This is a genomic window from Taklimakanibacter deserti (assembly GCA_003574785.1).
In genome coordinates this window covers 414,545-438,988 of sequence record QORU01000003.1, presented here as the reverse complement: position 1 = coordinate 438,988, position 24,444 = coordinate 414,545, and the positions used below count along the sequence as shown (strand labels likewise).

The window sequence follows — 24,444 nt, the reverse complement described above, 5'->3', positions numbered from 1 at the left end:
CGATGGCCGATCTTCTCCATTATGAGGATTTCACTGTCGGAAAGAGCACCGATCTCGGCGCCTATCGGGTGACGGCGGAAGAGATCAAGAGCTTCGCGCGCGAATTCGATCCGCAGTTCTTTCATCTTGACGAGGATCGCGCCAAATCTTCCGTCCTCGGCGGACTTTCGGCGTCGGGCTGGCACACTTGCGGCATCCTCATGCGCCTGATGGTCGACGGCTATCTCGGCCGCACCGCCGGCATGGGCTCGCCCGGCCTCGATGAGGTGAAGTGGCTGAAGCCCGTCTATGCCGGCGAGACGTTGCACGGCCGCATGACGGTTCTCGCCAAGCGCCAGTCCAAGAGCCGGCCGGAAATGGGCCTCGTCACCATGCGCTGGGAGGCGCAGTCGGCCGAGGGCGAGACCAAGATCGACATGACGGGCATCAATCTCATCAAGGTGCGCCAGCCATGATGGGTCTTTATTACGACGAGACGCATGTCGGGCAGAAATGGCAGCTCGGCTCCTATCATTTCACCCGCGAGGCGGTATTGCGTTTCGCCCGCGCCTATGATCCGCAGAGCTTCCATGTCGACGATGCTGCCGCTGCCGACAGCCATTTCGGCCGGCTTGCGGCGTCGGGCTGGCACACCGCATCGGCCTGGATGCGCTGCTATGTCGAGGCGGACGAGGCGTCGCGCAAGCAAAGGATCGCCCGCGGCGAGGTCCTGCCCGAGCACGGCCCCTCCCCCGGCATCACCAACCTCAAATGGATCAAGCCGGTCTATCCGGGCGACACCGTCACCTATTGGATGGAGATCATCGCCAAGCGCGAGATGGCGTCACGGCCGCGCTGGGGCCTCGCCACCAAGCATAGCGAAGGCTTCAACCAGGATGGCGAGCTGGTCTTCGCTTTCGACGGCAAGGTGATGATCCAGCGCAAAGGTGCTTGATCTCCGGGCTTGCCCAAATTCGGGCATCATGCTGACATGACGCTATGTCAGGCTTCGGCAGAAGTCGGAGTGTCGGATGCGCGCAGGACGGCAGGCGGTGCGGAAGGCCTTGGCGGGACTTATCCTGCTGCTCGCCTGCCTGTTCGCCCCCCTCGCCTCGGCGCAAGACGCAAAGCCCCTGAGGGGCGTGGCCCTTGCCATCGGGCAGAGCGACTATTCGAAGAGCGACGTGTCGCCTCTCGAGAATCCCAAGAACGACGCGCGTGAGATCACCAAGCTCCTGATCGACCTGGGTTTCGAGGCGAGAGCCGCCCTCGATCTCGACGCTGAGCAGCTCGAGCGCCAGATCGGCCGGTTTGCGGAAGATGCGAAGGGCGCCGATGTGGCGGTGCTCTATTATTCCGGCCACGGCGTCCAGGCCTCGGGCGAGAACTATCTCATCCCCATCGATGCGGGCTATTCCGGCCTGGCGGATCCCGAAGCGGATTTCATCTCGCTCACCCAGATCCTCAATCAGCTGCGGGCTTCCGTCCCGGTCGTCATCCTCCTGCTCGATGCCTGCCGCAACAACCCCTATGGCGCGGTCGGCCTTGCCGACACGAATGTGAAGGAGACGGACGACAATCTGGCCATGGTGCTGGGCTTCGCGTCGGCGCCGGGCACGGTCGCCTATGATGATCCAAAAAGCTCGAACAGCCCCTATGCCGCGGCCATTCTCCGGCATCTGGGCGCGCTGAAGGGCGCGTCGCTCGGCGACGTCATGACCATGATCACCGAAGAGGTCTATCTCAAGACCCGAGGCAAGCAGAGGCCCTGGGTGAATATGAGCTTGCGGCGACTGCTCTATTTCGGCGAGGCCGCGCCCACCGCCGCCACTGATGATGATGCCTTGCGCGACCAGGCGCGCCGCGAGCTGGCGCTCTCGATCGCGGCGACCCCGCAATATGTCAGGGCGGAGGTCGAGAACCTCGCACGGAGCGAATCCCTGCCGCTCGATCAGCTCTATGGCATGCTGAAGGAGCTGAAGGTCGATACGTCGGCGGGGCGCGATGAGCTGGACGAGCAATTGCGCAGGGGTGCGGAGAATCTCGGAAAGCTCTTGGCCGAGAAGGCACTGCCCTTGCGCAACGATCCGAAGCTGATCGAGCTCGCCGGGCTGGCGGACCGGGCCCAGGCGGAAGGCGCCATCGCTCTTGCAAGGGACTACCGCGGCAAGGCAGCCATGCGCGCCGATGAGCTCGACAAGACGCTCGACCGGCGCGAAGCGGAAGTGATCGCCGACCGGATCGAGCTCGCCTCGACCTATGCCGATTATGCCGCGACCGCGACCCTGGCCTTCGACTTCCGACTGGCGGGCGAGCAATACCGCAAAGCCTATGAACAGGTCGAAGGCAAGGACAATGCGCTGGCCTTCAAATACAAGCTGGCCGAAGCCGATGCCTTTGCCGACCATGGCGACTATAAGGCCGACGATGAAGCGCTCAGGCAATCTTTGGCCCTCTATGCGACGGCTCTCCTCGCCGCCGAACGCGGCAACAACCGTGACAATTGGGCTCTTGTGCAAAACAATCTCGGCAACGCCCTTACCAGACTGGGCGAACGAGAGGTCGGCACGGACTCTCTACTCAAGGCGGTAACAGTCTATGAGGCGGCGCTGACCGAATGGACCATCGACCGCAAGCCGCTCGCTTGGGCCGCAACTCAGAACAATCTCGGCACCGCATTTCAGAATCTGGGCGAGCGCGAAGCCGGCACGACCTTTCTGTCCAAGGCGGTGGCAGCTTACCAGGCAGCGCTCACCCAGCGCAGGCGAGAAAGCACGCCGTTCGATTGGGCCATGACCCAGAACAATCTTGGCAATGCCTTTGCCAGCCTGAGTGAGCATGAAACCGGTGTTGCCTCCATCAACAAGGCGGTAGCCGCCTATGAGGCGGCTCTTGCCGAATTGTCGCGCGAGCGAACGCCGCTGCCATGGGCCTTGGTCCAGTACAGTCTCGGCACGGCTTTCACTAGACGAGGTGAACGTGAAACCGGCACGGACTCTCTGCGCAAGGCGGTGACGGCCTTTGAGGCGGCCCTCACCGTGCGGACGCTTGAACGCTTGCCGTTCGATTGGGCCTTGACCCAAAGCAATCTCGGCTATGCCTTTACGAGATTGAATGAAAGGGAAAGCGGCACGACGTCCATTCGCGATGCAGTAAAAGCCTATGAGGCGGCTCTGACTGTCCTGACGCCCAAGACGGCACCTCTGAATTGGGCCACCGCGCAGAACAATCTCGGCTCGGCCTTGCGAATGATCGGCGAACAGGAAAACGACACGCGCTCTCTGCGCAAAGCGGTCGCGGCCTATGACGCGGTGCTTACCGTATGGCGACGCACTGACGTACCGCTGAAATGGGCCGCAACGCAGACCAATCTCGGCAATGTCTTGTCGATATTGGCCGAGCGTCAAGGCGACACAGCCCTTTTCTCCGAGGCGGTAGCGGCCTATCGGGCCGCTCTTACCGTTCAGACACGCAAGGATGCGCCGCTGCATTGGGCCACGACCCAGAGCAGACTGGGCTCGGCATTGCTTACGCTCGGCCTCATGAACGGTGACCGGCGAATGATTCTGGATGGACGGCAAGCGACCGAAGCCGCCTGGGATGTCTACAGATCGGCGGGGCATACGGCCTATGACGATTATTTCCGCGAGCAGCTGCGGGCCTTCGATGCTGCACTTGCGGCGCCTCCACAATGAATGACCGACGGCGAGGTTGGAGATGAGCACAGATCCCGGCATACCCGACAGAGACCAGCTGCGTCTGGCGCGCGCCCACGCCAAGCAAGTCATGGCGAGCGGCGTGCGGCGCAATGAGCTTGCCGACGACTTTCGCCACAATGGCCTCGATCCCGGATTGGCGCCGCTCGCTTTGCGCTATCTCGATTTCGAGAACTCCCTGCGTCACCGCAGAGCCGGCCGGGAGCATGTCACTTTCGGGCTGTTTCCGCTCGTCGCCGGGGCGATCTTCTTCTTGATCGTCATTGGCACCATTCCGGCGCTCGGCATCGTCAGCGTCTTGCTGGTGTTCTGGGGCATCTACCAGATCATCCTCGGGCTCGTTCATCATATGCGGGTCGACCGCGAGCTCGTCGCCGCGACCGATTTCCCCTATTCCCTGGGCGAGGTGTGGACGCCCGAGGAGCAGCTTGCCGAAGCCGCCAGGGCCAACGAAGCCAAACGCACGGTCGGCAATTTTGTGAAGTATTTCGGCTGGGGCGCAGGGGCGCTGGCGCTGGTGCCGGCCCTTCTCCTCTCCATGACGGACGCGCTCGGCGACTGGACACCCCTCTTCGCATTTGGCCTGCTTCTGCCAGGCGCTGCGGCAGCCGCGAGCTATATCGCGCTGCGCGTGCTGCCTGGCGCTTTTGCTCTCGACATGGAGGCTCCGGCGCCGCAGCCCGTGATGGCGGCGGCTGCCGACGGGCCGGTCGAAGTCTACGAGGTGCCCAAGCTTGCCGACCCTCCGGACATGACCGAGCGCGCCATCGCCACGGCCGATCTGGACGAGGCCTGGACGGTAAGCCCCCTCATGGCCGGTCCGGAAGGAACCTCTCCTGTCGACGGTGTTCTCTATGCCACCGAAGCCGGCTTCGTCTTCCTGCCGCAACTGCCTGACGAGCCGCTGTTCTCCACCGCGACGCTGCGCAAAGTCGCCCAGTCCGGAGCCGTCGACATTATCGCCAAGGCCGCCGGACCGCTGGAGCCGCTCATCGGCCTTGCCAAGGACGCCTCGAGCACCGTCGAGCGCGATTTGCCGCCGGCACAATATGCATTGCTCGCACGCACCCTGCAGCATCCCTCGCACTTCACGCTGCCATGGCTCCAGCTCGTCAAGACCACTTACGATCCATCCAAACGCCTCATGACGCTGGAACGCGAGGATGCCAAGGGAGCCCGCACTGTGTTCAACGTGCACAGGGTATCGGGCGAAGTCGCGCATGGCGCCATGATCACGCGCTTCCGGCGTGAGTATGCAAGAGCCATAACCCAGTCCGCTGAGCCGTCGCTCGCCAGGATTCGTGAGGCGCTGCTGCCCGACTATCAGCGCATTTATGGCGAGAGGGTGACGGAGCATCTTGCCGCCATCGAAACCGAGGCTCAGCACCGCGTCAGCGCCGACTTCGCGAATAATCCAAAGCCATACTTCGACGCCGTGCGCGCCGCGATGGCGCCGGTGCTCGACGCCTTTGCGCGCGTGCCGGGATTGAAGGCTCTCTATCCCGGAATTTACAGTCCCCAACAGGTCGCGGCCTAAACCGGGATCTCCACCACCGCGCGCAGGCCGCCGAGCGGGCTTTCCTCGAGCTTGATGTCGCCGCCATGCGAACGGGCGATGTCGCGGGCGATCGCAAGCCCGAGCCCGGTCCCACCCTCGTCCTGGTTGCGCGCCTCATCGAGCCGGAAGAACGGCCGGAACACGTCCTCGCGCATATTGGCCGGAATCCCCGGACCATTGTCGTCGACCGTGATGCGCAAGCGGTTGCGCCGGGTCTTCGCCACCACGGCGATCATTTCGCCGTAGCGTGCGGCATTGGCGATCAGGTTGACGATCAACCGCCGGAACGCATTGGGCCTGACCTTGGCGATGAGATCCTGCGCCACGTCGATCTTCAGCTTCGAATGCGGGCGGGCGCCGGTCTTCGCCGCGCCTTCGATGATTTCCGCGATGTTGCGCGCTTCGGCCTTCTCGCCGCCGGCGCCGCGCGCGAAGTTCATATAGGCTTCGAGCATCGTCTGCATTTCCTCGACGTCGCCCTTGAGCGCCGTCACTTTCGCATTGTCGCCGAGGAAAGCGAGCTCGAGCTTGAAGCGGGTGAGAATGGTGCGCAGGTCGTGACTGACGCCGGCCAGCATGGCGGTGCGCTGCTCGACATGGCGTTCGATGCGCTCCTTCATGTTGAGGAAGGCTTGTGCCGCCTGGCGTACTTCCGCCGCCCCGCGCGGCGCGAAGTGGCTGACATCATGGCCGAGGCCGAAGCCGCGCGCCGCATGGGCGAGCTCGAGGATCGGCTTGATCTGCTTGCGCAGGAAGATGATGGCGATGACCAGGAGGATGAGCGAGGAAATGAACATCCAGATCAGGAGCTGATTGGTGTTCGCCGCATAGGCTCGATCGTCATCGGCCAGAAAGCGGAAGATCGTGCCTTTCTCGGCTTCGACGCGGATCTCGACAAAACCCGGATTGCTGCTGCTGTCGATCCAGAAGGGTCGGCCGGTCTCGTGATCGAGATAGCGGTTGAGGCGGGTGTCGACCAATGACAGCCACGGCGCCGGCACCGGCAGCGGCAGCACCGAATCGCGCTCGACGCTGAGGCGCAGGCGCAAGCGGTCATTCGTCATCGTCTTGAGGTCTTCGATCGCCCTGGGCGTCTTGTCGGTGCGGTCATAGAGCTCGATGATCAGCGAGATTTCGCGCGCCAGGGAGCGGGCAAGGACCTTGGTCACGCTGTCCCAATGCCGGTCGAGGACGATGCCGACCATGATGCTTTGCAAAAGCACGATGGGGATCACCACGATGAGCAGCGAACGCTGATAAAGTCCGGCTGGCAGGTAACGCTCGAGCAGGCGGTTGAACCGCCAATAGAGCGTGTGCGGCTCGATCTTCTTGTCGGTCTCGGTGATGGCGCTCATGTTCCTGCACTCTCAATCGACATGGAGAGTATAGCCTGCCCCGCGCACCGTTTGCAGATAAACCGGATTGGACGGATCCTCCTCGATCTTCTGGCGCAGCCGGTTGATCTGGACGTCGACGGTACGCGCATTCTCCTCCGCGCCATCGGGGGCGAGCTCGGTGCGCGTGATCGGCCGGCCGGCGTTCTGGATGAACAGCCGCAGCAGATCGCGCTCCCGCGTCGTCAGCTTGACCACCTCACCATTGCGCCGGAGTTCGCCGCGCGCCACGTTGAACAGGCATTCGCCGAAGCGTACATCGATCCGCTGGTCGACCGGCGGCGCCGCCCGGCGCAAGAGGTTCTGTACCCTGAGCAGCAATTCCCGGGGCTCGAACGGTTTCGGCAGATAGTCGTCGCTGCCGGCCATCAGGCCGTTGATCCGGTCCTCGATTTCCGAGAGCGCCGACAGCATGAGGATGGGAACGCTCTCTTGCGAGCCGCGCAGCGCCTGCGCCAGCGCCGTCCCGCTCTCGCCCGGCATCATGACATCGAGAATGAGAAGGTCGAAAGCGAGCCCGCGCATCTTCTCGCGTGCCACCGCGGCGGTCGGCGCCACGCTGACCCTGAAGCCGTTATCCGCGAGATAGGACTGCAGCAGTTCGCGTATGCGGCGGTCGTCGTCGATCACCAATATATGCGGCTTGTTCTCGGTCATTCCCTCGCCTGCGATTTGCGGGTCCTGAGCCATTCACTGACACCTTTGCGGTTTTCCGGACTGATCAGATGATAAAGCACCTTGCGGTAGCCGGGTTCCGTCTCACCGCCCGCCTCGCTCAGCGCGCGGATGATGCGCTCCGCCTGCGGCGCCATCAAGGTGAGGCGCAGGCTTTCGCCTTCCTTGGTAAGGAACAGGAGACGCTGCCTCCGGTCGAGGTCGCCGGGACGCTGATAGACCAGGTCCTTCTCGATCAGGTCGCGCAACACCCGGCCAAGGCTCTGCTTGGTGATGCCGAGAATGCTCAAGAGCTGGGCCACCGTCATGCCCGGACTGCGGCCGACGAAATGCACCACCCGGTGATGCGCGCGCCCGAAGCCCCATTCTGAGAGGATGGCGTCGGGATCGGAGGTGAAATCGCGATAGGCAAAGAATAACAGCTCGATCAGGCTGACGATCTCCTCGTCGCTGGCATCACGGTCAGAAATTATGTCAGCCATATTGACGTATTTTCCGAAGTTTGTTACAAGTCGTCACAGTCGCAAGAAACCTTGTTGCGTCATTGTGGCCGAAAATTTGGACAGCCGTGATGACATATAGGCCGAACCGTTGCTGCGTGCAAAAATGCCCGTGGCAGCCTGAAAATTGGGAGACCAGCCATGTCGATCGTTCCTTTTGACCAGCGCGAAGGCGTTATTTGGATGAACGGCGAGTTCGTGCCGTGGAAGGATGCGAAGGTCCATGTGCTGTCGCACGGTCTCCACTATGGCAGCGGCGTCTTCGAGGGCGAGCGCGCTTATGGCGGCGAGATCTTCAAGCTGACCGAGCATACTCAGCGCCTGTTCGACTCGGCCGAGATCCTCGACATGAAAATCCCCTATACCGTGGCCGAGATCGACGCCGCCTGCCGCGAGACCTTGAAGCGGCAGGGCTTTTCCGACGCCTATGTCCGCCCGATCGCCTGGCGGGGCTCGGAGATGATGGGCGTCGCCGCCCAGAATACGAAGATCAACGTCGCCATCGCCATCTGGCAGTGGCCGGCCTATTTCGATCCGGCCCAGCTCGAAAAGGGTATCCGGCTCGACATCGCCGAATATCGCCGCCCTGATCCCATGACGGCGCCGTCGAAGGCCAAGGCCGTCGGGCTCTACATGATCTGCACGATCTCCAAGCACAAGGCAGAGCGCAAGGGTTATGCCGATGCCCTGATGCTCGACTGGCGCGGCCAGGTGGCCGAATGCACCGGCGCCAATATCTTCTTCGTCAAGAACGGTGAAATCCACACGCCGACGCCGGATTGCTTCCTTGACGGCATCACCAGGCGGACCGTCATGGGTCTCGCCCAGAAGCGCCAGATCAAGGTGGTCGAGCGCGCCATCATGCCGGACGAGCTCAAGACCTTCGACCAGTGCTTCATCGTCGGCACCGCGGCCGAGGTGACGCCGGTCGGCGAGATCGGCCCCTACAAGTTCAAGGTGGGCGATCTCACCCGCACTTTGCGCTCGGACTATCTCGACGAAGTGCAGCCGAAGAAGAAGGCAGCCTGATCATTCAATCCTTGCGGGCGCGGCCGAATTGCGCCCGCAACTCATCCTTGGCGCGCTCCAGTAACGCCTTCCGTGCCTTTGGCAGATCCTTGCCGCCGCGATTGACGTAAAAGGTCAGCATCGACATGGCCGAGCGGAAGGCGCTCGCCTTCCGCCGCTTGCTGTGCTCCGCCGAACGCTTCAATGAGGCAGCGATGCGTTTCGGATTCTTCCAGGTGAACACGCCCTTGTCGAGATCGAGCGCGTCGCTCTTCTCGGTCACCTGCTGCGACCAGCGTTTCTTGGAAGCTGTGGTCATCATCAACCTCCTCTCTCTTATGCCGTCAACCGAGGCAGGTGAGAGAGGTTCCGATTGGCGCCAAAACGTAGCTGACGCTACTTGGAAAAGCCGATCACGCTGTTGCGACCTTGTCGATGCCAGCACGCTTGGCGCGCTTGATGAAATCCTGGTCAAAGGTCACGAAAGTATCGCAGTTATTTGCCGCGGCAAGGTGAAGTGCGTCGGCAAAACCCACGCCGTTTTCTGCGTGGTCGAGAGCTTGAACAACCATTCCAAGGTCTTCGACGGATACTCTTGGCAAGCCGGCAAAGGCCCGAAGAGCCTCGCATACTTCAAGTGCCGAATATCCGTAGACACTGCGAAGCACCCATTCGCATTCGAGCACCACCGTACGACTCAAGAAGATGTCATTCTCCTCAATCAAGGCGCGCGCCTTGTCCGATTGTTTGGGATGATCCCCCGTCAGGTAACGGATGACTATATTGGTATCAACCGCGATCATGCTGGCGTTTTGCTTCCGCCAGGACTCCGGCGTTCATTTCCTCAATGGTCTTGGGCCGACCTCGGTAGGCCAGCATTCCGAATACCTTTTTCGGGTCGGTTCGCGGAACGAGGCTGGCGGCCTTGAGAAGCACACCTTCGGGGGTCTCTTCGACGACGAGCTCCGTGCCGGCATTCCATCGCCGCTTCTCACGAATAGCCTTGGGCAGAATGACCTGCCCCTTGGTGGAAACCCTTGTTTTGCGTTGTTCGGCCACCGACATCCGCCTCACTCCTGTAAGACAAAGGTAAGATAGGCCATCTGGAAGGCAACTTCAAGGGAGTTAACGATTCCCACAGGTCAGCAGCCAGAGGAGCCACAAGCCCCAAGCCATGAGCCCCACAAACACAAGCCCGAAATAGGATCCGTTGTCGTAATAGTTGCTCTCCAGCACGTAGAAATCGAAGGCTGGAAAAAAGACAATGAACAGCAGCGAGCCCCATAGGAACGGATCGCGCAACAGTCGCCGCATGTGGTGAAGCCGTTAGCCCCCCGTTACCGGCGGGAAGAAAGCGATCTCGCGCGCGCCCGCGATCGAGGCGTCGAGCGGCGCATGCGCCTGGTCGATGGCGGCGCGGATGATGCGCGGGTCGGCGAAGGCCGAGGCATAGGCGTCGTCGCGGCCTTTCAGGAAATCGATCAGTCCACTGACGGTCGTGACGTCGGCCGGGATGGCGATGTTTTCCTCCGCTTTGCCGATGATCTGGCGCATGCGGGCGAAATAAAGGAGTTTTGTCACTTGTCGTCCATCACATGGCCGATGCCGGCACGGAAATAGTCATAACCCGTATAGAGTGTCAGGGCCGCGGCGATCCACAGGCAGAACAGGCCGAATTCGCTGACATAGGGAACGATCTTGTCGCCGGCGGGTCCGGCGATGAGGAAGCCGATGGCGACCAATTGCACGGTGGTCTTCCATTTGGCGACCTTGGTCACCGGCACCGAGACGCGCAATTCCGCCAGGAACTCGCGCAGGCCCGACACCAGCACCTCGCGCGACAGGATGATGATGCCCGCCCACAGATGCGCGCCATCGATGGTGCGGTCGGCGGCGAGCACCAGCAGCACCACGGCCACCAGGACCTTGTCGGCGATCGGATCGAGCATGCGGCCCAAGGCCGATTGCTGGGCCCAGCGCCTGGCGAGATAGCCGTCGAAGAAATCGGTGATCGCCGCGGCGATGAAGAGGGCGAGCGCTGCCCAGCGCGCCACATCGCCGCCCCACAGGATGAGGCCCGCCACGACCGGCACCGCGACCAGCCGGCCGTAGGTCAGCAGATTGGGCAAGCTCAGCGCATGGCGCTGGCTTTCCTGCTGGGCCAGTTTGGTCACCGTATCGCTCATGGACCGCCCTCGTGGAAGTGATCATAGATAGCCTGGGCCAGAGCGTAATTCACCCCTTCGACCTTTGCCAGATCGGCAAGGCTGGCCCGCGCCACCGCTTTGGCCGATCCAAAAGCCTGCAATAAGGCTTTTTTGCGAGTCGGGCCAATGCCTGCGATCTCGTCAAGCGGATTGAGCGCGATCGCCTTGGCCCTTTTGGCCCTGTGGCTGCCGATGGCAAAGCGATGCGCCTCGTCCCTGAGCCGCTGGATATAGTAAAGCACCGGGTCGCGGGCCTCGATCATGAAGGAGGGCTTCTCCGGCACATAGAAATGCTCCCGGCCGGCATCCCGGTCTGGTCCCTTTGCGACACCCGCGATACAGAGATCGGCAATACCGAGATCGGCCAATACGGCGCGCGCGGCATTGAGTTGGCCCTGGCCGCCGTCGATCAGCACGAGATCGGGCCAGGCCTGCGGCTGGTCGGGATTGGTCTCATTGGCGGGCTCCCGTTCACCATGTTCCTTGAGGAGCCTCGCGAATCTGCGGGTCAGAACCTCGCGCATCATGCCGAAATCATCTCCTGGGGTCAGGTCTTCGGCCCTGATATTAAACTTGCGATATTGCGATTTGAGGAAGCCTTCCGGACCTGCCACGATCATGCCGCCGACCGCCTGGGCGCCCTGGATATGGGAGTTGTCATAGACCTCGATGCGCCGCGGCGGCTCGGCTAGGCCAAAGACCCGGGCGACGCCGGCCAAAAGCTTTGCCTGCGAGGAGGATTCGGCCAGCTTGCGGCCCATGGCCTCGCGCGCATTGGTGACGGCGTGGTCGACGAGCGCCCTCTTCTCGCCACGCTGCGGCACCGCGATCTCGACCTTGTGGCCGGCATGGGTCGCGAGCGCCTCCTCCAGCAGCTCTTTTTCTTCGATCTCCTGCGAGAGCAGGATCAAGGGCGGGATGGGCTTGTCGTCATAGAACTGCGCCAGGAACGAGCCCAGCACCTCGGCCGCCGGCAATGACTTGTCGGCGCGCGGGAAATAGGGGCGGTTGCCCCAATTCTGCCCGGCGCGGAAGAAGAACACCTGGATGCAGGTCTGCCCGCCCTCTTGCGCGAGGCCGAAAACATCGGCCTCGTCCACCACTTGCGGGTTGATGCCCTGCTCGGAGGTGACGAAGCTCATCGCCTGGATGCGGTCGCGATAGCGTGCCGCGCTCTCGAAATCGAGCTTCTCGGACGCCTCTTCCATCAGCTTGGCGAGATCGGCCTTCACCGTCTTGCTCTTGCCGTTGAGGAAGGCTTCGGCCTCTTTCACCAGCTCGCTATAGGCTTCGAGCTCGATCTCGCCCGTGCAGGGCCCCGAGCAGCGCTTGATCTGATAGAGGAGGCAAGGCCTCGTGCGGTTCTCATAGACGCTGTCGCTGCAGGATCTGAGGAGGAAGGCCTTCTGCAGCGCGTTGATGGTGCGGTTGACGGCGCCGGCCGAGGCGAAGGGCCCGAAATAGCTGCCCTTGTGCGAGCGGGCGCCGCGATGCTTGACGATCTGGACGACCGGGTGGTCCTTGCGGATCAGGATATAGGGAAAGGATTTGTCGTCGCGCAAAGAGACATTGAAGCGCGGCCGCAATTTCTTGATCAGATTGGCCTCGAGGAGCAGCGCCTCGGCTTCCGTCTCGGTGGTCACGAATTCCATATTGGCGGTGAGCGAGATCATCGCGGCGATCCGGCTGGTATGGCCGCCGAGCCTGATATAGCTCGCCACCCGGTTCTTCAGGCTGCGCGCCTTGCCGACATAGAGGACGTCGCCCTTGCCGTCGAACATCCGGTAGACGCCCGGCCGGTTCGGCAGCGTCTTCAGATGCGCACGGATGACATGGGGGCCCGGGCCCTCGCCCATGCCCTCCTCGGCCTCATCCGCGATGATGTCCTTGGGTTCGTCCATAGGGCCCAATATCGTGATTCCAGCGGGTTTCCGCAAATATCACGATAGGCCACCCGGAATTGGCAGGACGCCAACGTCAAGTTCAGGCGGCGGCCTGGCCTATCCTCACCGCATAGACATGGTCGACGAGGCCCCAATCCTTGGCCTCTTCCGCCGTCATGAAGAAGTCCCGGTCGAGGGTGCGCTCGACCTCTTCGGGACTGCGCTTGCAGTGCTTGGCATAGAGCCCGATCATGCGCTTCTTCATCTTGATGATATCCTCGGCATGGCGCTCGATGTCGGAGGCCTGGCCCTGGAAGCCGCCCGAGGGCTGATGCACCAGGATGCGGGCATTGGGCAGCGAGATGCGCCGGCCGGGTTCGCCCGCCATCAGCAGGAAGGACCCCATCGAGGCGGCGAAGCCCATGCAGACGGTCGAGACCGGACATTTGATATATTGCATCGTGTCGTAGATGGCGAAGCCGCTCGTCACCACGCCGCCCGGCGAGTTGATGTACATCGCGATTTCCTTGCCTGGGCCCTCGGCCTCGAGGAACAGCAATTGCGCGCAGATGAGTGCTGACACATTGTCGTCGATCGGGCCGTTGAGGAACACGATGCGCTCGCGCAGGAGCCTGGAGAAGATGTCGAAGGAGCGCTCGCCGCGGCTCGACTGCTCGACGACGATCGGAACGAAATTGGTCATGCCGCCCTCATCATCATGGTGGTGTTGTTGTTGTCATTGGCGGCCCGCGCCATCGCAAAACCTTCATGCACGATACGCAGATGCGTGCCGCCTCCCTCCATCGGACTGAGTTCGAAGGTGACGACCGTATCGAGCCTGTTACCCAGGTCGTCGCGTTCATCGCTGCGCCAGGAGCAGCGCAACAGCCTTTCGGGCTCGGCCTCGATGACTTTGCAGTCGACATCCTCCGGCACCAGCCAGGCGGCAGTGAGTTCAGGCTCGGTCAGCGCCCGCCACACCTTGCCCGGCTCATCATCGAGATCGCATTCGGTGACGATTGCATCATCGACCTTGGTTTCGCTGCTCATGGATTCATTCCCTTCAGAACGTCTTTCAGTTTCTCGACCCGCTCCGGCCAGAAGGCGCGGTAGCGCTCGATCCAGCTCAGAAGCGGCGCCATGCCTTTCGGCTCGGCGCGATAATAGGCAAAACGGCCTTCCCGCCTTTCGCTGACAAGCCCTGCCACCTTGAGCGCCGCCAGGTGCTGCGAGATGGCGGGCTGCGATACGGCGAAATGACCTTTGAGCTCGCTGACGCTCATCTCGCGCGCCGCGACGCGCTCGAAGACGGCGCGGCGGGTGGGGTCGGCCAGGGCCCGGAATATCTCGGTTTCGATCATGGCCATCATATAAGCGGATACTTATGCAAAAAGCAAGGCCATCACAATCCGGCGAGGTCCGTCCTTCCGCGTTGCCGCAAAGGCGTCAGGCATTAAGTTGGGAAGGACGGCCCATGGAGGATCGCATGCTGAGACAATGGACAGCCGCTTCCCTGTTTCTCATCGCCGCGACGATCGCCGCCTCGGCCCATCACGGCTGGGGCAGCTACGATTCGACCAAGAAATTCACCATCGAGGCGGCGGTCGAGATGGTGGCCTGGCAGAACCCGCATGCCCATGTGATGCTCAAATACGAGAATGCGACCTGGGAAGTGACCCTGGCGCCGATCTCGCGCATGCAGCGCCGCGGCTTGAGCGAGGAGATGCTGAAGACCGGTGCGGTCATCAAGGCGGAAGGCTATCCTTCGACCCGCCGTGAGCACGAGATGCGGGCCGAGCGCATCACCGTCGACGGCAAGGTCTATGAGATGCGCTAGAGCAAATCCCGCCAAAGTTGAAGACTTTGGCGATAAGGATTTGCTCCGACATATTGATTTGGCGCGAATCCTTTTCGGCGAAGTGATTCCACTTCGCCGGGATGCGCGCTGATGTGGGACGCATTCCTTCAGAGTGTCGAATTCTCTGCTTTGGGATTCGCCGCGCGCGGGTCCATCTGGCTCTATCCGCTCGCCAACCTGACCCATGTGGTCGGCGCGTCGATGCTGGTCGGGGCCATCCTGGTCTTCGACATCCTCCTGTTGCGCAACCGTTTCGAGATGGCGAGCAACATCTCGCGCGTGGCGCTCGGCGTCGCTGCGACCGGCCTTGCGCTTCTTCTGATCAGCGGACCGGTCATGTTCAGCGCCGAAGCGACGGCCTTCGGGCGCAATCCCATCTTCCTCGTCAAGATGGTCCTGATCATCATTGGGCTGACAAATCTGTCGCTCTATCACCGCGCCAGGCAACGCGTCCTGATGCATCCGCCGGTCCCGCCACAGGCCCGCTGGCATGCGGGAATTTCGGCGAGCGTATGGATCCTGGCCGTCATTGCCGGGCGTTCCATCGCCTATGTCTGAGGGATCGATGGCCTCCGTATTTACGTGACGGAAGAGAAAGCCGCACCAATGGCGAAAGCTTTCTCAGTGTCCTCATCCTCCGGCCTGACCTTTCAACGGGCGGACCTTCCAGAAACACGCCGCCCTGCAATTGCGACCGCTTCCTTCTGCGAGCGGCGACGATCGTCCTGAAGGCGCAAGCGGCGGGTCGTCCCCGACCTGCGGGCTCGCATGCCGATGACTTGTTCAGCCAGGAACGTCGGCATAGACCGATTCAGGCTCCCGAGTCGACGGGCATTCATGAGGTACCGTAGTGCGTGGTGAGTTGCAAACGAGCGGCATGGCCATGTCGATGCCGGCGAGACTGCGCCGCGCCTTGCGGTCTGAGCACAAGCTTGGCTTCAGAATCGAAACGCCCACGGGTTTGAGCCGTGGGCGCAACAACTGCGATCCTGGTATTTCCCAAATCTCATCGTTTGGCCCACAAGGTCAAGCGGAATTTTCGTCCCGACGGGCAAGCCTGCGAGTGACTCTTTTTCAAGTCATCACGGTCTAGGAATCCACGCTTTGCTTGAGTACCGTGGTGTCGCTGAGACAACAGTAGCCTGAGGACCAGGTTATGACCTTGCGCCGCTTCCAGTCGCTGATGACCCGGCTCACATTTTCCCGCGCTACCCCAGCCATCGCCGCAAGGTCGCCCTGATCTATCCGGTGACGGATCACGACTTGCCCGGTACCATCTTTTTCACCGAGCAGTTCCCCAAGCTCGAGCAAGGTACGCGCCAGGCGCGCTTTGACGGTCATGAAGCTGATGGCGGCCAGTGCGCCGTCGGCCTCGCGCAGGCGCGCTGCCAGCACGCTCACGAGGTAGCGGTAGATTTCGGGATGCTGCCGGGTGCATTCCTCAAAAAGGGCGTGGCTGACGAAGCTCAGCCCGCAAGCCCTGACGGCGACGACCGATGCCGACCTGGGTCGCCCGTCAATGACGGCGAGCTCGCCGGCGATCGAGCCTGGCCTGAGAATGGCCAATATCCGCTCGTCGCCCTGTGGCGAGCTTATGACGACCTTGAGCAGGCCGCGCTCGAGCCGGTAACAGCCATCGCCGGTATCTCCCGCGGCAAAGAGGACCTCCCCGGCCTCGAGGTGGCGTGGTTCCGCGCTCGCAAAAAGCAGTCTCGACAGATGTTCCGGCAGACGCGGCAATATGGCCGATCTGGCCGGCGGGGATCCTGTCACTATTGGGGCTCCTGCATCGATCCGACCGATACCCGGTCCCTGTCGCTGTTTATCGCAAGCCTGAAAGATACTCCAAATTTGTGATCCATATCATAGCGATCACCTTGGTATTCGGATAGCGTTTGAAGACAACGCGGGCGGCGGGCGTTGAAAATCTACGGACGGCGACTGGGGCGCACATGACGAATGTGCGCTCCTGTTTTTTCCATATTGGCTTTGGACACGCGCCCGGCGCAAATCGCTCAAGGGCGACTATCGCTTTATCGGGCACGGATTTCCCCTCTCGCGAGGACAGCAGCGGTCGCGATCTCGCCGCCTGTTTATGGTTATGCGATACGGGGCCGTTTAGGTGATCCACCGGGCAAGCCTTGAAGAGGTAGGAAAACCCTGCCGGTGGAGGTTGGCACTCTTGCCGGCAGGGTTCTCAGGGCGCGCGGTGGCCAACGGGGCATCCCGCGCAACACACGCTCAAAACGACACAGATCGGTTCGAGCGTTCGCCGTCAGCAGAATGCCGAGCAAGAATCGGGCCTCGAAAAGTCCCGGCGCGAAAACAGCCACCGGCTTTCCGCTGTTGCGGCCGCAAGAATTGCTACGGGAGAGCCGGAAAAGGTTCGGCGCGGCCAAAGCCGGGAACCGATCACATGACGGCGCTGGGCAACGATCACCGCTAGTACTGCTCTGATTGCTGCCTCATAGACAGTAATATAATACAGGTTTCCTCGTTGGCTTGGTGATGGGCGAAGCAGCATGTGCTCACAATTGACCGCGACTCGATTGTCCCTGTTCGACGGGGTTGACCATTTCGTCTCAGACTTTCTCGGAATCACAAGCTGTCGCCACTGGTCTGCAGTTCTGGAACTGGACAGGCGCGGTGTTTCCGATTTCGACGGCCCCGCGCTTGTGACGGGATTGTTCTCGCAAATATCAGCAAACTGGCACGCGTGCCTTGCTGAGCTTGAGCGATTTCCCTCCGTAGAGAATTGGCGTTGGTTCGATCCCAAGGTGAACATCTCTCCCCACAACGCCAGCCCTGAGGTTACGCTAGAGCGCGCTGTCACAGCCGCTGCCGTCGCTCAACGCAGACGCGACTGGTCCAATCAGATTCCTATCGCATCGGGGCTCATTGTCGGGCCAGGAGATCGAAGACGCGCGGTCGACCTGGTGCATCAGCGCGGGTCGGGCGCATTTGACTTCGTGGAACTGAAGGTCAGAAGCAACAATCCACTCTACGCCGCCATCGAAATTCTGCAGTACGGATTGGTGTGGCTCCTCAGTCGGCAGAATCGAGATATCCTGGGATATGGCGGTAAAACACTCATCATGGCCTCTGATGTGCGACTTTCGGTCCTTGCGCCATCTACCTACTATCGAGACCTCAATCTGTCCTGGCTAGCCAATGGCTTGACAGAAGGCGTGCAAGCCTTGGGCGAGGCAAATGGGGTGCTGTTGTCCTTTGGCTTTGACGCATTCCCGCAATGGTTCTCATGGCCCGGTGCCGAACCAGCTACCGTATTGTCTGCCTTGGACGCCAGGCGGCAGCGATAGGAGCGATGCGATTCCGTATTCACCGGGGCGCCACAGAGATCGGCGGCAACTGCGTTGAGGTGCAGTCTGCCGGAAAATCGCTATTCCTCGATCTGGGCTTGCCGTTGGATGCTGATGGGCCTGACAGGGAGTTGCTGCCACCTGTCGCTGGACTGGCGAATGGAAGCAACCCGGACCTTGTCGGCATCGTCCTGAGCCACCCGCACGGTGATCACTACGGATTGTTGGCAAGCTGCCACCCGTCAATTCCGGTATTCATGGGCGATGGAGCGCGCAAGCTGCTGAACGCGGCTGCGCCATTCACCACACAGGCTTTTCCTCAAAAGGTCACGATTTACCGCAACCGGGAAACGCTTGGAATTGGGCCCTTCCTCGTCACGCCCTACCTGATGGATCATTCGGGGTTCGATGCTTACTGCGTATTGGTCGAAGCCGACGGCCGACGGCTGCTCTACAGTGGCGACTTCCGCGCGCACGGTAGGAAGACTTGGGCCTTCGATTCCTTTTTGTCACAGCCACCAGATAAGGTTGATGCGTTGTTGATGGAAGGAACGGTAATTGGGCGGCAATGGGACCCCGAACCGGTAACTGAGGCCCAGCTTGAAACAAGCATCGCAGCTTCAATTTCGAGCACAAAGGGTTTAGTACTAGCCTGCTTCTCGGCGCAAAATATCGATCGCTTCGTGACTTGCTACAAGGCGACATTGCGCTCTGGCAGACAGCTTATCGTCGATGTTTACATGGCCGGTATCCTCGATGGACTAGCGCTACAGTCTTTGCCAATGCCGTCCTCAGGCACATCTGGGATCCGAGTGTTCTTGCCGAAGCGACAAAAATTGCAAATAGTCAGGGGAGGAAGGTTCGACCTTGTCGACCCGTACCGTAGTTGCCGAATCTACTCTTCCGAAATTGGAGCTTCACCAGAGCGGTGGGTAATGATGTTTCGAGGGTCGATGGTTGATGACGTTGAAAAAATCGGAGCTTTAGGCGGTGGGCGGCTCATTTGGTCGCTTTGGCCCGGCTACCTTGATCGAGGGGAGCCCGACTTGCGCAAGTGGTGCGAAAAGCATGGAATGGGTTTTGAGATTCAGCATACCTCCGGGCATGCGCATGTTTCTGATTTGGTGGAATTTGCAAATCGTATTGCTGCACGCATGGTTGTTCCCATTCATACCCTGCATCCGAACCGCTTTTCTGCCCTGTTTTCCAACGTGATAATGTGCGTCGATGGCCAGTGGTGCGATCTGAATTGAAACCTTCCGAGCTAAATCAGAGATTCGGATTTCGGTGACAGTGCATTTCCGATTTCGGCGGAGGGCTTGTCCTGGACGATCTCGAGGAATGAAACGCCATGTCAGTACTCTGGCCGAGGGTCTGGGCGTTCAATCTCGATTTGTGGGACGCCTAAGACCATAAGGCACCCAGCTAAGTATGGCCCACTTGATCTGGCGTATGGCCGTGCGGGGTATTCGCTGTCGATAGCCCCTGAGCTTCGATCGCTAGCCAGACCACGATCGCCAATGGCTGAGTTTGTATCAGTTTGTGAGCTTGCGCTCGTAAGTTTCTGTTCCGACTCAAGAAACTTTGCGTCCGTTAGCGGCGAAGAGATGCATGTGCTCGCGCGCCGCAGCGACGGGAATCCGCTCGCCCGGCTTGAGCGCGGTCTTGCCGGTCGTCTTGATGATGAGAAGATCGCCGCCGCTGTTGGGCTTCACATAGATGAGCGTTTCGCCGCCCAGCCTTTCGACGAGCGCCACCTCTGCCGTGAACAGAATCTCCCCTTCGCCCCGGCCGGCGGAGAGATGCTCGGGCCTCAAGCCAATTGTGATCCTGTCGCCGGGCCGAGCGTCCATGCCCTTCACCTCGAGAACCGTCTCGCCGAGCTCGAGCCGCGTCCCCTGCCCTGTCGACGACTTGACGACCGCCTCCAGGAAATTGATCTTCGGCGAGCCGATGAAGCTCGCGACGAAGCTGTTGGCCGGATGATCGTAGAGCTCCATCGGCGAGCCGATCTGCTCGACCCTTCCGCGATTGAGCACCACGATCCGGTCGGCGAGCGTCATCGCTTCGACCTGGTCATGGGTGACATAGATCATGCTGCGCCTGGTCATCTGATGCAGCCTCGCGATCTCGAGCCGCGTCTGGCTGCGCAGCGCGGCATCGAGATTGGAGAGCGGTTCATCGAACATATAGACCTGCGGGTCGCGCAGCATGGCGCGCCCGATGGCGACGCGCTGGCGCTGGCCGCCCGAAAGCTGCGCCGGCCTGCGCTCGAGCAGCCCGTCGAGCTGCAGCGCTTTCGCGACCTCGGCGATCTTGCCTCTCCGCGCCGGCGCCGGAACGCCTCTGACCTTGAGGCCGAAGCCCATATTCTCGGCGACCGTCATATGCGGAAAGAGCGCATAGGTCTGGAACACCAAGGCGACATTGCGCTGAGAAGGCGCCAGCTCGTTGGCACGCGCGCCATTGAGCCTGATCTCGCCGGCCGAGACGGTCTCGAGTCCGGCCACCAGGCGCAAAAGTGTGGACTTGCCGCAGCCCGAAGGACCGACAAAGACGCAGAGCTCGCCCGCCTCGATCCCGAGCGTTACATCTTCGAGAACCGGCGTGCCGCCAAAATCCTTGTAGACATGATCGAACTCAATATGCGCCATCATCGTCCTCGAACCGATACGCCATGAACAGCGTATCGTTCGGAAGATCGGCCGACGAGAGGGGGATGAAGCCGAGATTGCGGTAGAAGGACTGGGCGGCGGCGTTCTTCGGGTTCACCTGGAGATGTACGCCGGGCGAGCCGAGCCGCGCCAGCTCTTCCAGGATCGTCTGCATCAGATGGCGCCCGATGCCCTGGCCGCGCGCTTCCGTCAGGAGATCGATATGGACATGCGACGGGTAAGGATGGAGCACCGGCGGGAACTCGAGGAATGGGTGATGCAGCGCATGGCGCACCCAGTCGCTGCCCCGCCAAAGGCCTGAATCCTCGCCCGGATCGGCGTGCAGCTTCTGCAATCTCGGCAGCCAGTGGGTTTTGAGCCGCTTGTTGAAGTCCCTCGTATCGAGGGCGCCCAGGACATAGCCCGCGGGACCGCGCGGTCCCTGGAGCGTGAAGGCAAGATCGGGCTCGAGCATCACATAAGGCCCGACAAAGACCTCGCCCAGGAGGTCCGGGTCGTCCTGGAGATGGGTCGCGTCCTTGCCGGCATCGCCGGTCCTCAAGCACACGCGGTAAAGTGCCGGAAGATCGTCGGCCGTCGCGGCACGCAGGCTATAGGACTCGAGATTCATGGGTGTAATGTCCATTGGGATCACGCTGCAGGAGTTGTTGGAGGGCTTGGGCGAAACCTTGCCTATAAGTGTTCGGCAGACGATCGTGGTGCGGGAAATGCGCGTCCTTGGCGGGCTTCGTCGCCAGCCAGTCGAGATAGTGGGTGAGCGTCAGAAGCTCCTCGCGGCATTCCCACAGATAGGGCTGGAATGTGTAGAAGAGATCACGATTTCCGATCTCGGTGAGGTCGTCGAAGAGTTTTGAGACGCGCTTGAGGAAATCGTGGATCGTCGCGAGCCCCCTCTTCCAGTTCAAGGTCTCGGATGCATGAGCTTCGGCGAGAAGGCGGCGCGCGGTCGCCACGATGTCGCGCGATCGCGGCCCCGGCTGGAACGGCTGGTAGAGGAGATCGGCCAGCAGTTCGATCTGATCCTGATCGAGAAGCCGTGCCTTATCCGACGAGGCATAGCGAAACCTTGGCCGCCAGGCCCGGCATGTCGCGCTGAGCGCCGTTGTCTCGTCATAGGACACCCCGTTCAGGAACTGTCCCAGTGTATGGACGGCCGGGAAATCGGCTTCGAATTCATTGTTCGGGTTGGTGATGAAACCTGAGATCTCGGTCACGATGTCGTTTCTGCGCCCGCCCAAGGGCCCCAGATGCACACGCCGGATGTCATAGTCATTGGCATGGAAATTCTCCCAGATCACCGGCTTGCGCCGGAGCACCTGGGCTACCTCATGCAAGGATTGGGCCGTGATTTCCGCCGACACGATCTCAGGCCCCGTCCAGAAGATCTCGATGCCGGGCGCGAGCCTGGCGCCGATCTCATTGAGATAGGCCGACCGGCGCACATCGCCGCCGGCCATCCGCCCGCAATATTCGGTCGGGCAGAAGAACAGCTTGCGGTCAGGGCCGAGCCCCTTCACGAAATCATGCGCCGCGTTGGCGACATGTGTCTGTGCCGCGGCAAAGGACGGGAAAAGCCTTTGGTCTTCGGCACCCAGAACGCTCGGGACATCATCGAAGAGGAGCACGAAAAGGCGCATGCCCAAGGCGTCGAGCTGGCCGAGCTTGCGCTTGAGTGCCTCGACTTCACCCGGATCGCCGTGACGGATGTCGAGACAGGGCGAGACGGCGCCCATGAGCGCAACGCCCCGCGCCTTGGCGGCCTGGGCGAGATCGGCGAGGCTCTTCGCCTCCCTTTCGTCATAGAGCTCGCGCCACCGCGCCCTGATCTTGATGTCGTCCTTGGGCGCATAGGCGAACACATTCAAGCCTGAGGCCTTGATCCAGTCGAGCATCTCGACGCGCTGCGCCCCTGACCATGGCCGGCCGTAGAACCCCTCGATGACGCCGCTATAGAACATGCTCGCTTTCACTCCGCGACCTGGGCGACGAGACCGCGCATGACATGCCGCTGGCAGGCGAAATAGAAGATCATGATCGGTATGGTGGTGATGGTGAGGGCCGCGAAGATGAGGCTGTAATCGGTCGAGTGATAGCCCGAGAAGCGCACGATGCCGGCAGGCAGCGTGCGCTTGTCGTCGTCGCTGATGAACAGCAGCGCGAACAGGAGCTCGTTCCAGATATTGATGGCATTGAGAATGGCGACGGTGATCATCGCCGGCTTCACCATCGGCATGACCACGTACCAGAAGATCTGGAACCGGTTGGCGCCCTCGAGCAGGGCGGCCTCCTCCATCTCGCGCTTCAGCGTCTTGAAATAGCCGCCGAGCAGATAGGTGGTGAGCGCCAGCACCCAGGCGCCATTGGTGAGAATGAGGGCCCACAAGGTGTTGATGAGGCCGAGGGCGCTCAATTGCGTGAACAGAGCGATGGCGACGGCGGGCGGCGGCAGCAGGAGCCCCACCAGGAAGAGCCGCGACAGGAGGCGGCGTCCGGGAAATTCCAGCCGTGCGAAGGCATAGGCCGCCATGCTGGCAAAGAGCACGGAAAAGGTCACGGCAACCCCGCTGACGATGATGGTGTTGAGGAAAAGCGCGCCGAGCCCGCCTTCGTTCCACGCGTTCAGGAAATTTTCCCAGCGCCATTCCGCCGGCAGCCCGAAAGGCGAGCGGAAAATCTCGCGATTGGACTTGAAGGCCGAATAGACCATCCAGACCGCCGGGAAGCACATCACCGCGACGATGCCGCTGCCGAGACCGAATTGCAGCCATTCGCCGGACGATCTTGGCCTAGCGTCAATATTCGACGACATGGCCCCGCTCCGCATAACGCAGATAGACGAGCGAGATCAGGCAGACGACGATGGTGAGGATCACGGTGAGCGCGATGCCGTAGCCCAGCTGATCATTGTCGAAGGCCTGCTTCATGATCCAGGTCGCCGGCACTTCCGTCGAATTGTAGGGCTGGCCGTCGGTCATGGTGAAGAACAGGTCGAAGCCGGCGAAGCCGCCGGTGACGGCGAGCAGCACGGCGACGAGGACATTCTGCTTGAGGAGCGGCAGCGTGATCTTGAAGAAGCACCAGATGGCGCCGGCCCCTTCGAGCCGTGCTGCTTCATAGAGATGGCGCGGAATGCGCCTCAACGCTGCGAAGAACAGGATCATGTAGAGGCCGGCGAACTTCCAGCCCGAGACCAGCATGACGCAGAGGAGCGCGGTTGCGGGCTGCGACAGCCAGGGCTGCGCCCAACTGGCGAGGCCGAGATTGGTGAGCGCGGCATTGACGATGCCGGTGCGGTAGTCGAAGACGAAGGTCCACAGGACGCCCGCCGCCGACATGGAGAGGACCACGGGTGAGAAGAACAGCGCCCTCAGTGTCGCGAAGCCGGGCCGGTCGCTGTTGAGCAGCACCGCCATGAAGAGGCCGAAGCTCACCTCGAAGACGAGCGTGCCCAATATGTAGAGGCTGACATGGAGATAGGAGGCGAGGTGGATCTTGTCGCTGAAGGCGCGCTCGAAATTGGCAAAGCCGATCCAGCGCGCCTGGCCGATGCCGTCCCAGTCGGTCATCGAATAATAGATCGAAGATGCGAGCGGCCACAGGACGAAGGCCGCATATAAGACAAGTGCCGGCACGACGAAGAGTATTCCCGTCGTACCGGCCCTTATCGCTCC

Annotated in this window: 28 protein-coding genes; 9 read left to right on the top strand and 19 right to left on the bottom strand. The window is 61.4% G+C overall.

The genetic code is table 11. The features are described 5' to 3' along the window. The first annotated feature begins 2 nt into the window (after window positions 1-2). The 4 genes from DS839_RS08260 to DS839_RS08245 all read left to right on the top strand — a co-directional run bounded on the left by DS839_RS08260 (window position 3) and on the right by DS839_RS08245 (window position 5,232). Complete coding sequence (locus DS839_RS08260) at window positions 3-455, top strand: MaoC family dehydratase (protein WP_119269810.1); 453 nt, start codon at window positions 3-5, stop codon at window positions 453-455. After that, a complete protein-coding gene (locus DS839_RS08255; protein ID WP_368911345.1) occupies window positions 452-934 on the top strand; it encodes a MaoC family dehydratase in 483 nt (160 codons plus the stop codon). The genes DS839_RS08260 and DS839_RS08255 overlap by 4 nt, the downstream gene beginning before the upstream one ends. 76 nt (window positions 935-1,010) lie before the next feature. After that, window positions 1,011-3,674: a caspase family protein gene (locus tag DS839_RS08250; RefSeq protein ID WP_119269809.1), complete on the top strand. Its 2,664-nt coding sequence runs from the start codon at window positions 1,011-1,013 to the stop codon at window positions 3,672-3,674. A 22-nt stretch (window positions 3,675-3,696) separates the two neighbouring features. Beyond that, window positions 3,697-5,232, top strand: a complete 1,536-nt coding sequence (locus tag DS839_RS08245; protein ID WP_119269808.1) for a Yip1 family protein — start codon at window positions 3,697-3,699, stop codon at window positions 5,230-5,232. Here the strand turns inward: DS839_RS08245 and DS839_RS08240 are convergent. Genes DS839_RS08240 through DS839_RS08230 form a run of 3 tightly spaced genes read right to left on the bottom strand, consistent with a single transcriptional unit; the run spans window position 5,229 to window position 7,804 of the window. Continuing rightward, entirely contained in the window at window positions 5,229-6,608 is a 1,380-nt protein-coding gene (locus DS839_RS08240) for an ATP-binding protein (protein WP_119269807.1), read from the bottom strand. The two genes, DS839_RS08245 and DS839_RS08240, sit on opposite strands and share 4 nt — an antisense overlap. A gap of 12 nt (window positions 6,609-6,620) precedes the next feature. After that, window positions 6,621-7,304 (bottom strand): response regulator, encoded by a 684-nt coding sequence (locus DS839_RS08235; RefSeq protein WP_438816503.1) that lies wholly within the window; start codon window positions 7,302-7,304, stop codon window positions 6,621-6,623. After that, window positions 7,301-7,804, bottom strand: a complete 504-nt coding sequence (locus DS839_RS08230) for a MarR family winged helix-turn-helix transcriptional regulator (protein WP_119269805.1) — start codon at window positions 7,802-7,804, stop codon at window positions 7,301-7,303. Before DS839_RS08230 ends, DS839_RS08235 begins: the two co-directional genes overlap by 4 nt. 159 nt (window positions 7,805-7,963) lie before the next feature. Between DS839_RS08230 and DS839_RS08225 the strand changes: the two genes are divergently transcribed. Then, entirely contained in the window at window positions 7,964-8,851 is an 888-nt protein-coding gene (locus DS839_RS08225; RefSeq protein WP_119269804.1) for a branched-chain amino acid aminotransferase, read from the top strand. Between the two features lie 4 nt (window positions 8,852-8,855). Here DS839_RS08225 and DS839_RS08220 read toward each other — a convergent pair whose 3' ends face one another. From DS839_RS08220 to DS839_RS08175, 10 genes are all read right to left on the bottom strand, one after another. After that, entirely contained in the window at window positions 8,856-9,149 is a 294-nt protein-coding gene (locus DS839_RS08220; RefSeq protein WP_119269932.1) for a DUF3175 domain-containing protein, read from the bottom strand. Between the two features lie 94 nt (window positions 9,150-9,243). Continuing rightward, entirely contained in the window at window positions 9,244-9,633 is a 390-nt protein-coding gene (locus DS839_RS08215) for a type II toxin-antitoxin system VapC family toxin (protein WP_119269803.1), read from the bottom strand. Further along, window positions 9,620-9,895 (bottom strand): AbrB/MazE/SpoVT family DNA-binding domain-containing protein, encoded by a 276-nt coding sequence (locus DS839_RS08210; RefSeq protein ID WP_119269802.1) that lies wholly within the window; start codon window positions 9,893-9,895, stop codon window positions 9,620-9,622. Before DS839_RS08210 ends, DS839_RS08215 begins: the two co-directional genes overlap by 14 nt. Window positions 9,896-9,955: 60 nt before the next feature. Then, on the bottom strand, window positions 9,956-10,144 hold the full coding sequence (locus DS839_RS08205; protein WP_119269801.1) for a hypothetical protein: 189 nt from the start codon (window positions 10,142-10,144) through the stop codon (window positions 9,956-9,958). A gap of 12 nt (window positions 10,145-10,156) precedes the next feature. Further along, on the bottom strand, window positions 10,157-10,411 hold the full coding sequence (gene moaD / locus DS839_RS08200) for a molybdopterin converting factor subunit 1 (RefSeq protein WP_119269800.1): 255 nt from the start codon (window positions 10,409-10,411) through the stop codon (window positions 10,157-10,159). After that, complete coding sequence (gene pgsA / locus DS839_RS08195) at window positions 10,408-11,016, bottom strand: CDP-diacylglycerol--glycerol-3-phosphate 3-phosphatidyltransferase (protein ID WP_119269799.1); 609 nt, start codon at window positions 11,014-11,016, stop codon at window positions 10,408-10,410. Before pgsA ends, moaD begins: the two co-directional genes overlap by 4 nt. Further along, on the bottom strand, window positions 11,013-12,938 hold the full coding sequence (gene uvrC / locus DS839_RS08190; protein ID WP_119269798.1) for an excinuclease ABC subunit UvrC: 1,926 nt from the start codon (window positions 12,936-12,938) through the stop codon (window positions 11,013-11,015). Before uvrC ends, pgsA begins: the two co-directional genes overlap by 4 nt. Window positions 12,939-13,020: 82 nt before the next feature. After that, on the bottom strand, window positions 13,021-13,623 hold the full coding sequence (locus DS839_RS08185) for an ATP-dependent Clp protease proteolytic subunit (protein ID WP_119269797.1): 603 nt from the start codon (window positions 13,621-13,623) through the stop codon (window positions 13,021-13,023). Beyond that, window positions 13,620-13,970: an SRPBCC family protein gene (locus tag DS839_RS08180; protein WP_119269796.1), complete on the bottom strand. Its 351-nt coding sequence runs from the start codon at window positions 13,968-13,970 to the stop codon at window positions 13,620-13,622. The genes DS839_RS08185 and DS839_RS08180 overlap by 4 nt, the downstream gene beginning before the upstream one ends. Next, window positions 13,967-14,281, bottom strand: coding sequence for an ArsR/SmtB family transcription factor (locus DS839_RS08175; protein ID WP_119269931.1), 315 nt, complete (start codon window positions 14,279-14,281; stop codon window positions 13,967-13,969). The genes DS839_RS08180 and DS839_RS08175 overlap by 4 nt, the downstream gene beginning before the upstream one ends. 125 nt (window positions 14,282-14,406) lie before the next feature. On the opposite strand from DS839_RS08175, the gene DS839_RS08170 reads away from it, so the two are divergent. Together DS839_RS08170 and DS839_RS08165 are read left to right on the top strand one after the other, a co-directional pair. Beyond that, window positions 14,407-14,757, top strand: coding sequence for a DUF6152 family protein (locus tag DS839_RS08170; protein ID WP_119269930.1), 351 nt, complete (start codon window positions 14,407-14,409; stop codon window positions 14,755-14,757). A gap of 111 nt (window positions 14,758-14,868) precedes the next feature. After that, complete coding sequence (locus tag DS839_RS08165) at window positions 14,869-15,336, top strand: hypothetical protein (RefSeq protein ID WP_119269795.1); 468 nt, start codon at window positions 14,869-14,871, stop codon at window positions 15,334-15,336. Between the two features lie 531 nt (window positions 15,337-15,867). Here DS839_RS08165 and DS839_RS08160 read toward each other — a convergent pair. Then, complete coding sequence (locus tag DS839_RS08160; RefSeq protein WP_119269794.1) at window positions 15,868-16,551, bottom strand: Crp/Fnr family transcriptional regulator; 684 nt, start codon at window positions 16,549-16,551, stop codon at window positions 15,868-15,870. A gap of 749 nt (window positions 16,552-17,300) precedes the next feature. Between DS839_RS08160 and DS839_RS08155 the strand changes: the two genes are divergently transcribed. Together DS839_RS08155 and DS839_RS08150 are read left to right on the top strand one after the other, a co-directional pair. Next, window positions 17,301-18,098: a hypothetical protein gene (locus tag DS839_RS08155; RefSeq protein WP_119269793.1), complete on the top strand. Its 798-nt coding sequence runs from the start codon at window positions 17,301-17,303 to the stop codon at window positions 18,096-18,098. A gap of 5 nt (window positions 18,099-18,103) precedes the next feature. Continuing rightward, complete coding sequence (locus DS839_RS08150) at window positions 18,104-19,351, top strand: MBL fold metallo-hydrolase (protein ID WP_162918382.1); 1,248 nt, start codon at window positions 18,104-18,106, stop codon at window positions 19,349-19,351. A 321-nt stretch (window positions 19,352-19,672) separates the two neighbouring features. On the opposite strand, the gene DS839_RS08145 is transcribed toward DS839_RS08150, so the two are convergent. Genes DS839_RS08145 through DS839_RS08125 form a run of 5 tightly spaced genes read right to left on the bottom strand, consistent with a single transcriptional unit; the run spans window position 19,673 to window position 24,405 of the window. After that, window positions 19,673-20,755 (bottom strand): ABC transporter ATP-binding protein, encoded by a 1,083-nt coding sequence (locus DS839_RS08145; RefSeq protein ID WP_368911342.1) that lies wholly within the window; start codon window positions 20,753-20,755, stop codon window positions 19,673-19,675. Then, window positions 20,739-21,383: a GNAT family N-acetyltransferase gene (locus DS839_RS08140; protein ID WP_119269790.1), complete on the bottom strand. Its 645-nt coding sequence runs from the start codon at window positions 21,381-21,383 to the stop codon at window positions 20,739-20,741. The genes DS839_RS08145 and DS839_RS08140 overlap by 17 nt, the downstream gene beginning before the upstream one ends. Then, entirely contained in the window at window positions 21,364-22,731 is a 1,368-nt protein-coding gene (locus DS839_RS08135; protein WP_119269789.1) for a beta-N-acetylglucosaminidase domain-containing protein, read from the bottom strand. The genes DS839_RS08140 and DS839_RS08135 overlap by 20 nt, the downstream gene beginning before the upstream one ends. A gap of 8 nt (window positions 22,732-22,739) precedes the next feature. Beyond that, a complete protein-coding gene (locus DS839_RS08130) occupies window positions 22,740-23,582 on the bottom strand; it encodes a carbohydrate ABC transporter permease (protein ID WP_162918381.1) in 843 nt (280 codons plus the stop codon). Further along, window positions 23,566-24,405: a carbohydrate ABC transporter permease gene (locus tag DS839_RS08125; protein ID WP_119269787.1), complete on the bottom strand. Its 840-nt coding sequence runs from the start codon at window positions 24,403-24,405 to the stop codon at window positions 23,566-23,568. Before DS839_RS08125 ends, DS839_RS08130 begins: the two co-directional genes overlap by 17 nt. Between the last annotated feature and the right edge of the window lie 39 nt (window positions 24,406-24,444).

Excerpts from the sequence above, each read along its gene's own strand:
- DS839_RS08230 (WP_119269805.1), bottom strand. The coding sequence starts at position 7,804 with ATGGCTGACATAATTTCTGACCGTGATGCCAGCGACGAGGAGATCGTC.
- DS839_RS08215 (WP_119269803.1), bottom strand. The coding sequence starts at position 9,633 with ATGATCGCGGTTGATACCAATATAGTCATCCGTTACCTGACGGGGGAT.
- DS839_RS08240 (WP_119269807.1), bottom strand. The coding sequence starts at position 6,608 with ATGAGCGCCATCACCGAGACCGACAAGAAGATCGAGCCGCACACGCTC.
- DS839_RS08165 (WP_119269795.1), top strand. The coding sequence starts at position 14,869 with ATGTGGGACGCATTCCTTCAGAGTGTCGAATTCTCTGCTTTGGGATTC.
- DS839_RS08210 (WP_119269802.1), bottom strand. The coding sequence starts at position 9,895 with ATGTCGGTGGCCGAACAACGCAAAACAAGGGTTTCCACCAAGGGGCAG.
- DS839_RS08245 (WP_119269808.1), top strand. The coding sequence starts at position 3,697 with ATGAGCACAGATCCCGGCATACCCGACAGAGACCAGCTGCGTCTGGCG.
- DS839_RS08170 (WP_119269930.1), top strand. The coding sequence starts at position 14,407 with ATGCTGAGACAATGGACAGCCGCTTCCCTGTTTCTCATCGCCGCGACG.
- uvrC (WP_119269798.1), bottom strand. The coding sequence starts at position 12,938 with ATGGACGAACCCAAGGACATCATCGCGGATGAGGCCGAGGAGGGCATG.
- DS839_RS08130 (WP_162918381.1), bottom strand. The coding sequence starts at position 23,582 with ATGTCGTCGAATATTGACGCTAGGCCAAGATCGTCCGGCGAATGGCTG.
- DS839_RS08255 (WP_368911345.1), top strand. The coding sequence starts at position 452 with ATGATGGGTCTTTATTACGACGAGACGCATGTCGGGCAGAAATGGCAG.
- DS839_RS08250 (WP_119269809.1), top strand. The coding sequence starts at position 1,011 with ATGCGCGCAGGACGGCAGGCGGTGCGGAAGGCCTTGGCGGGACTTATC.
- DS839_RS08145 (WP_368911342.1), bottom strand. The coding sequence starts at position 20,755 with ATGATGGCGCATATTGAGTTCGATCATGTCTACAAGGATTTTGGCGGC.
- DS839_RS08235 (WP_438816503.1), bottom strand. The coding sequence starts at position 7,304 with ATGACCGAGAACAAGCCGCATATATTGGTGATCGACGACGACCGCCGC.
- DS839_RS08140 (WP_119269790.1), bottom strand. The coding sequence starts at position 21,383 with ATGAATCTCGAGTCCTATAGCCTGCGTGCCGCGACGGCCGACGATCTT.
- DS839_RS08220 (WP_119269932.1), bottom strand. The coding sequence starts at position 9,149 with ATGACCACAGCTTCCAAGAAACGCTGGTCGCAGCAGGTGACCGAGAAG.
- DS839_RS08205 (WP_119269801.1), bottom strand. The coding sequence starts at position 10,144 with ATGCGGCGACTGTTGCGCGATCCGTTCCTATGGGGCTCGCTGCTGTTC.
- DS839_RS08260 (WP_119269810.1), top strand. The coding sequence starts at position 3 with ATGGCCGATCTTCTCCATTATGAGGATTTCACTGTCGGAAAGAGCACC.
- pgsA (WP_119269799.1), bottom strand. The coding sequence starts at position 11,016 with ATGAGCGATACGGTGACCAAACTGGCCCAGCAGGAAAGCCAGCGCCAT.
- DS839_RS08155 (WP_119269793.1), top strand. The coding sequence starts at position 17,301 with ATGTGCTCACAATTGACCGCGACTCGATTGTCCCTGTTCGACGGGGTT.
- DS839_RS08150 (WP_162918382.1), top strand. The coding sequence starts at position 18,104 with ATGCGATTCCGTATTCACCGGGGCGCCACAGAGATCGGCGGCAACTGC.
- DS839_RS08175 (WP_119269931.1), bottom strand. The coding sequence starts at position 14,281 with ATGATCGAAACCGAGATATTCCGGGCCCTGGCCGACCCCACCCGCCGC.
- DS839_RS08180 (WP_119269796.1), bottom strand. The coding sequence starts at position 13,970 with ATGAGCAGCGAAACCAAGGTCGATGATGCAATCGTCACCGAATGCGAT.
- DS839_RS08185 (WP_119269797.1), bottom strand. The coding sequence starts at position 13,623 with ATGACCAATTTCGTTCCGATCGTCGTCGAGCAGTCGAGCCGCGGCGAG.
- DS839_RS08135 (WP_119269789.1), bottom strand. The coding sequence starts at position 22,731 with ATGTTCTATAGCGGCGTCATCGAGGGGTTCTACGGCCGGCCATGGTCA.
- DS839_RS08225 (WP_119269804.1), top strand. The coding sequence starts at position 7,964 with ATGTCGATCGTTCCTTTTGACCAGCGCGAAGGCGTTATTTGGATGAAC.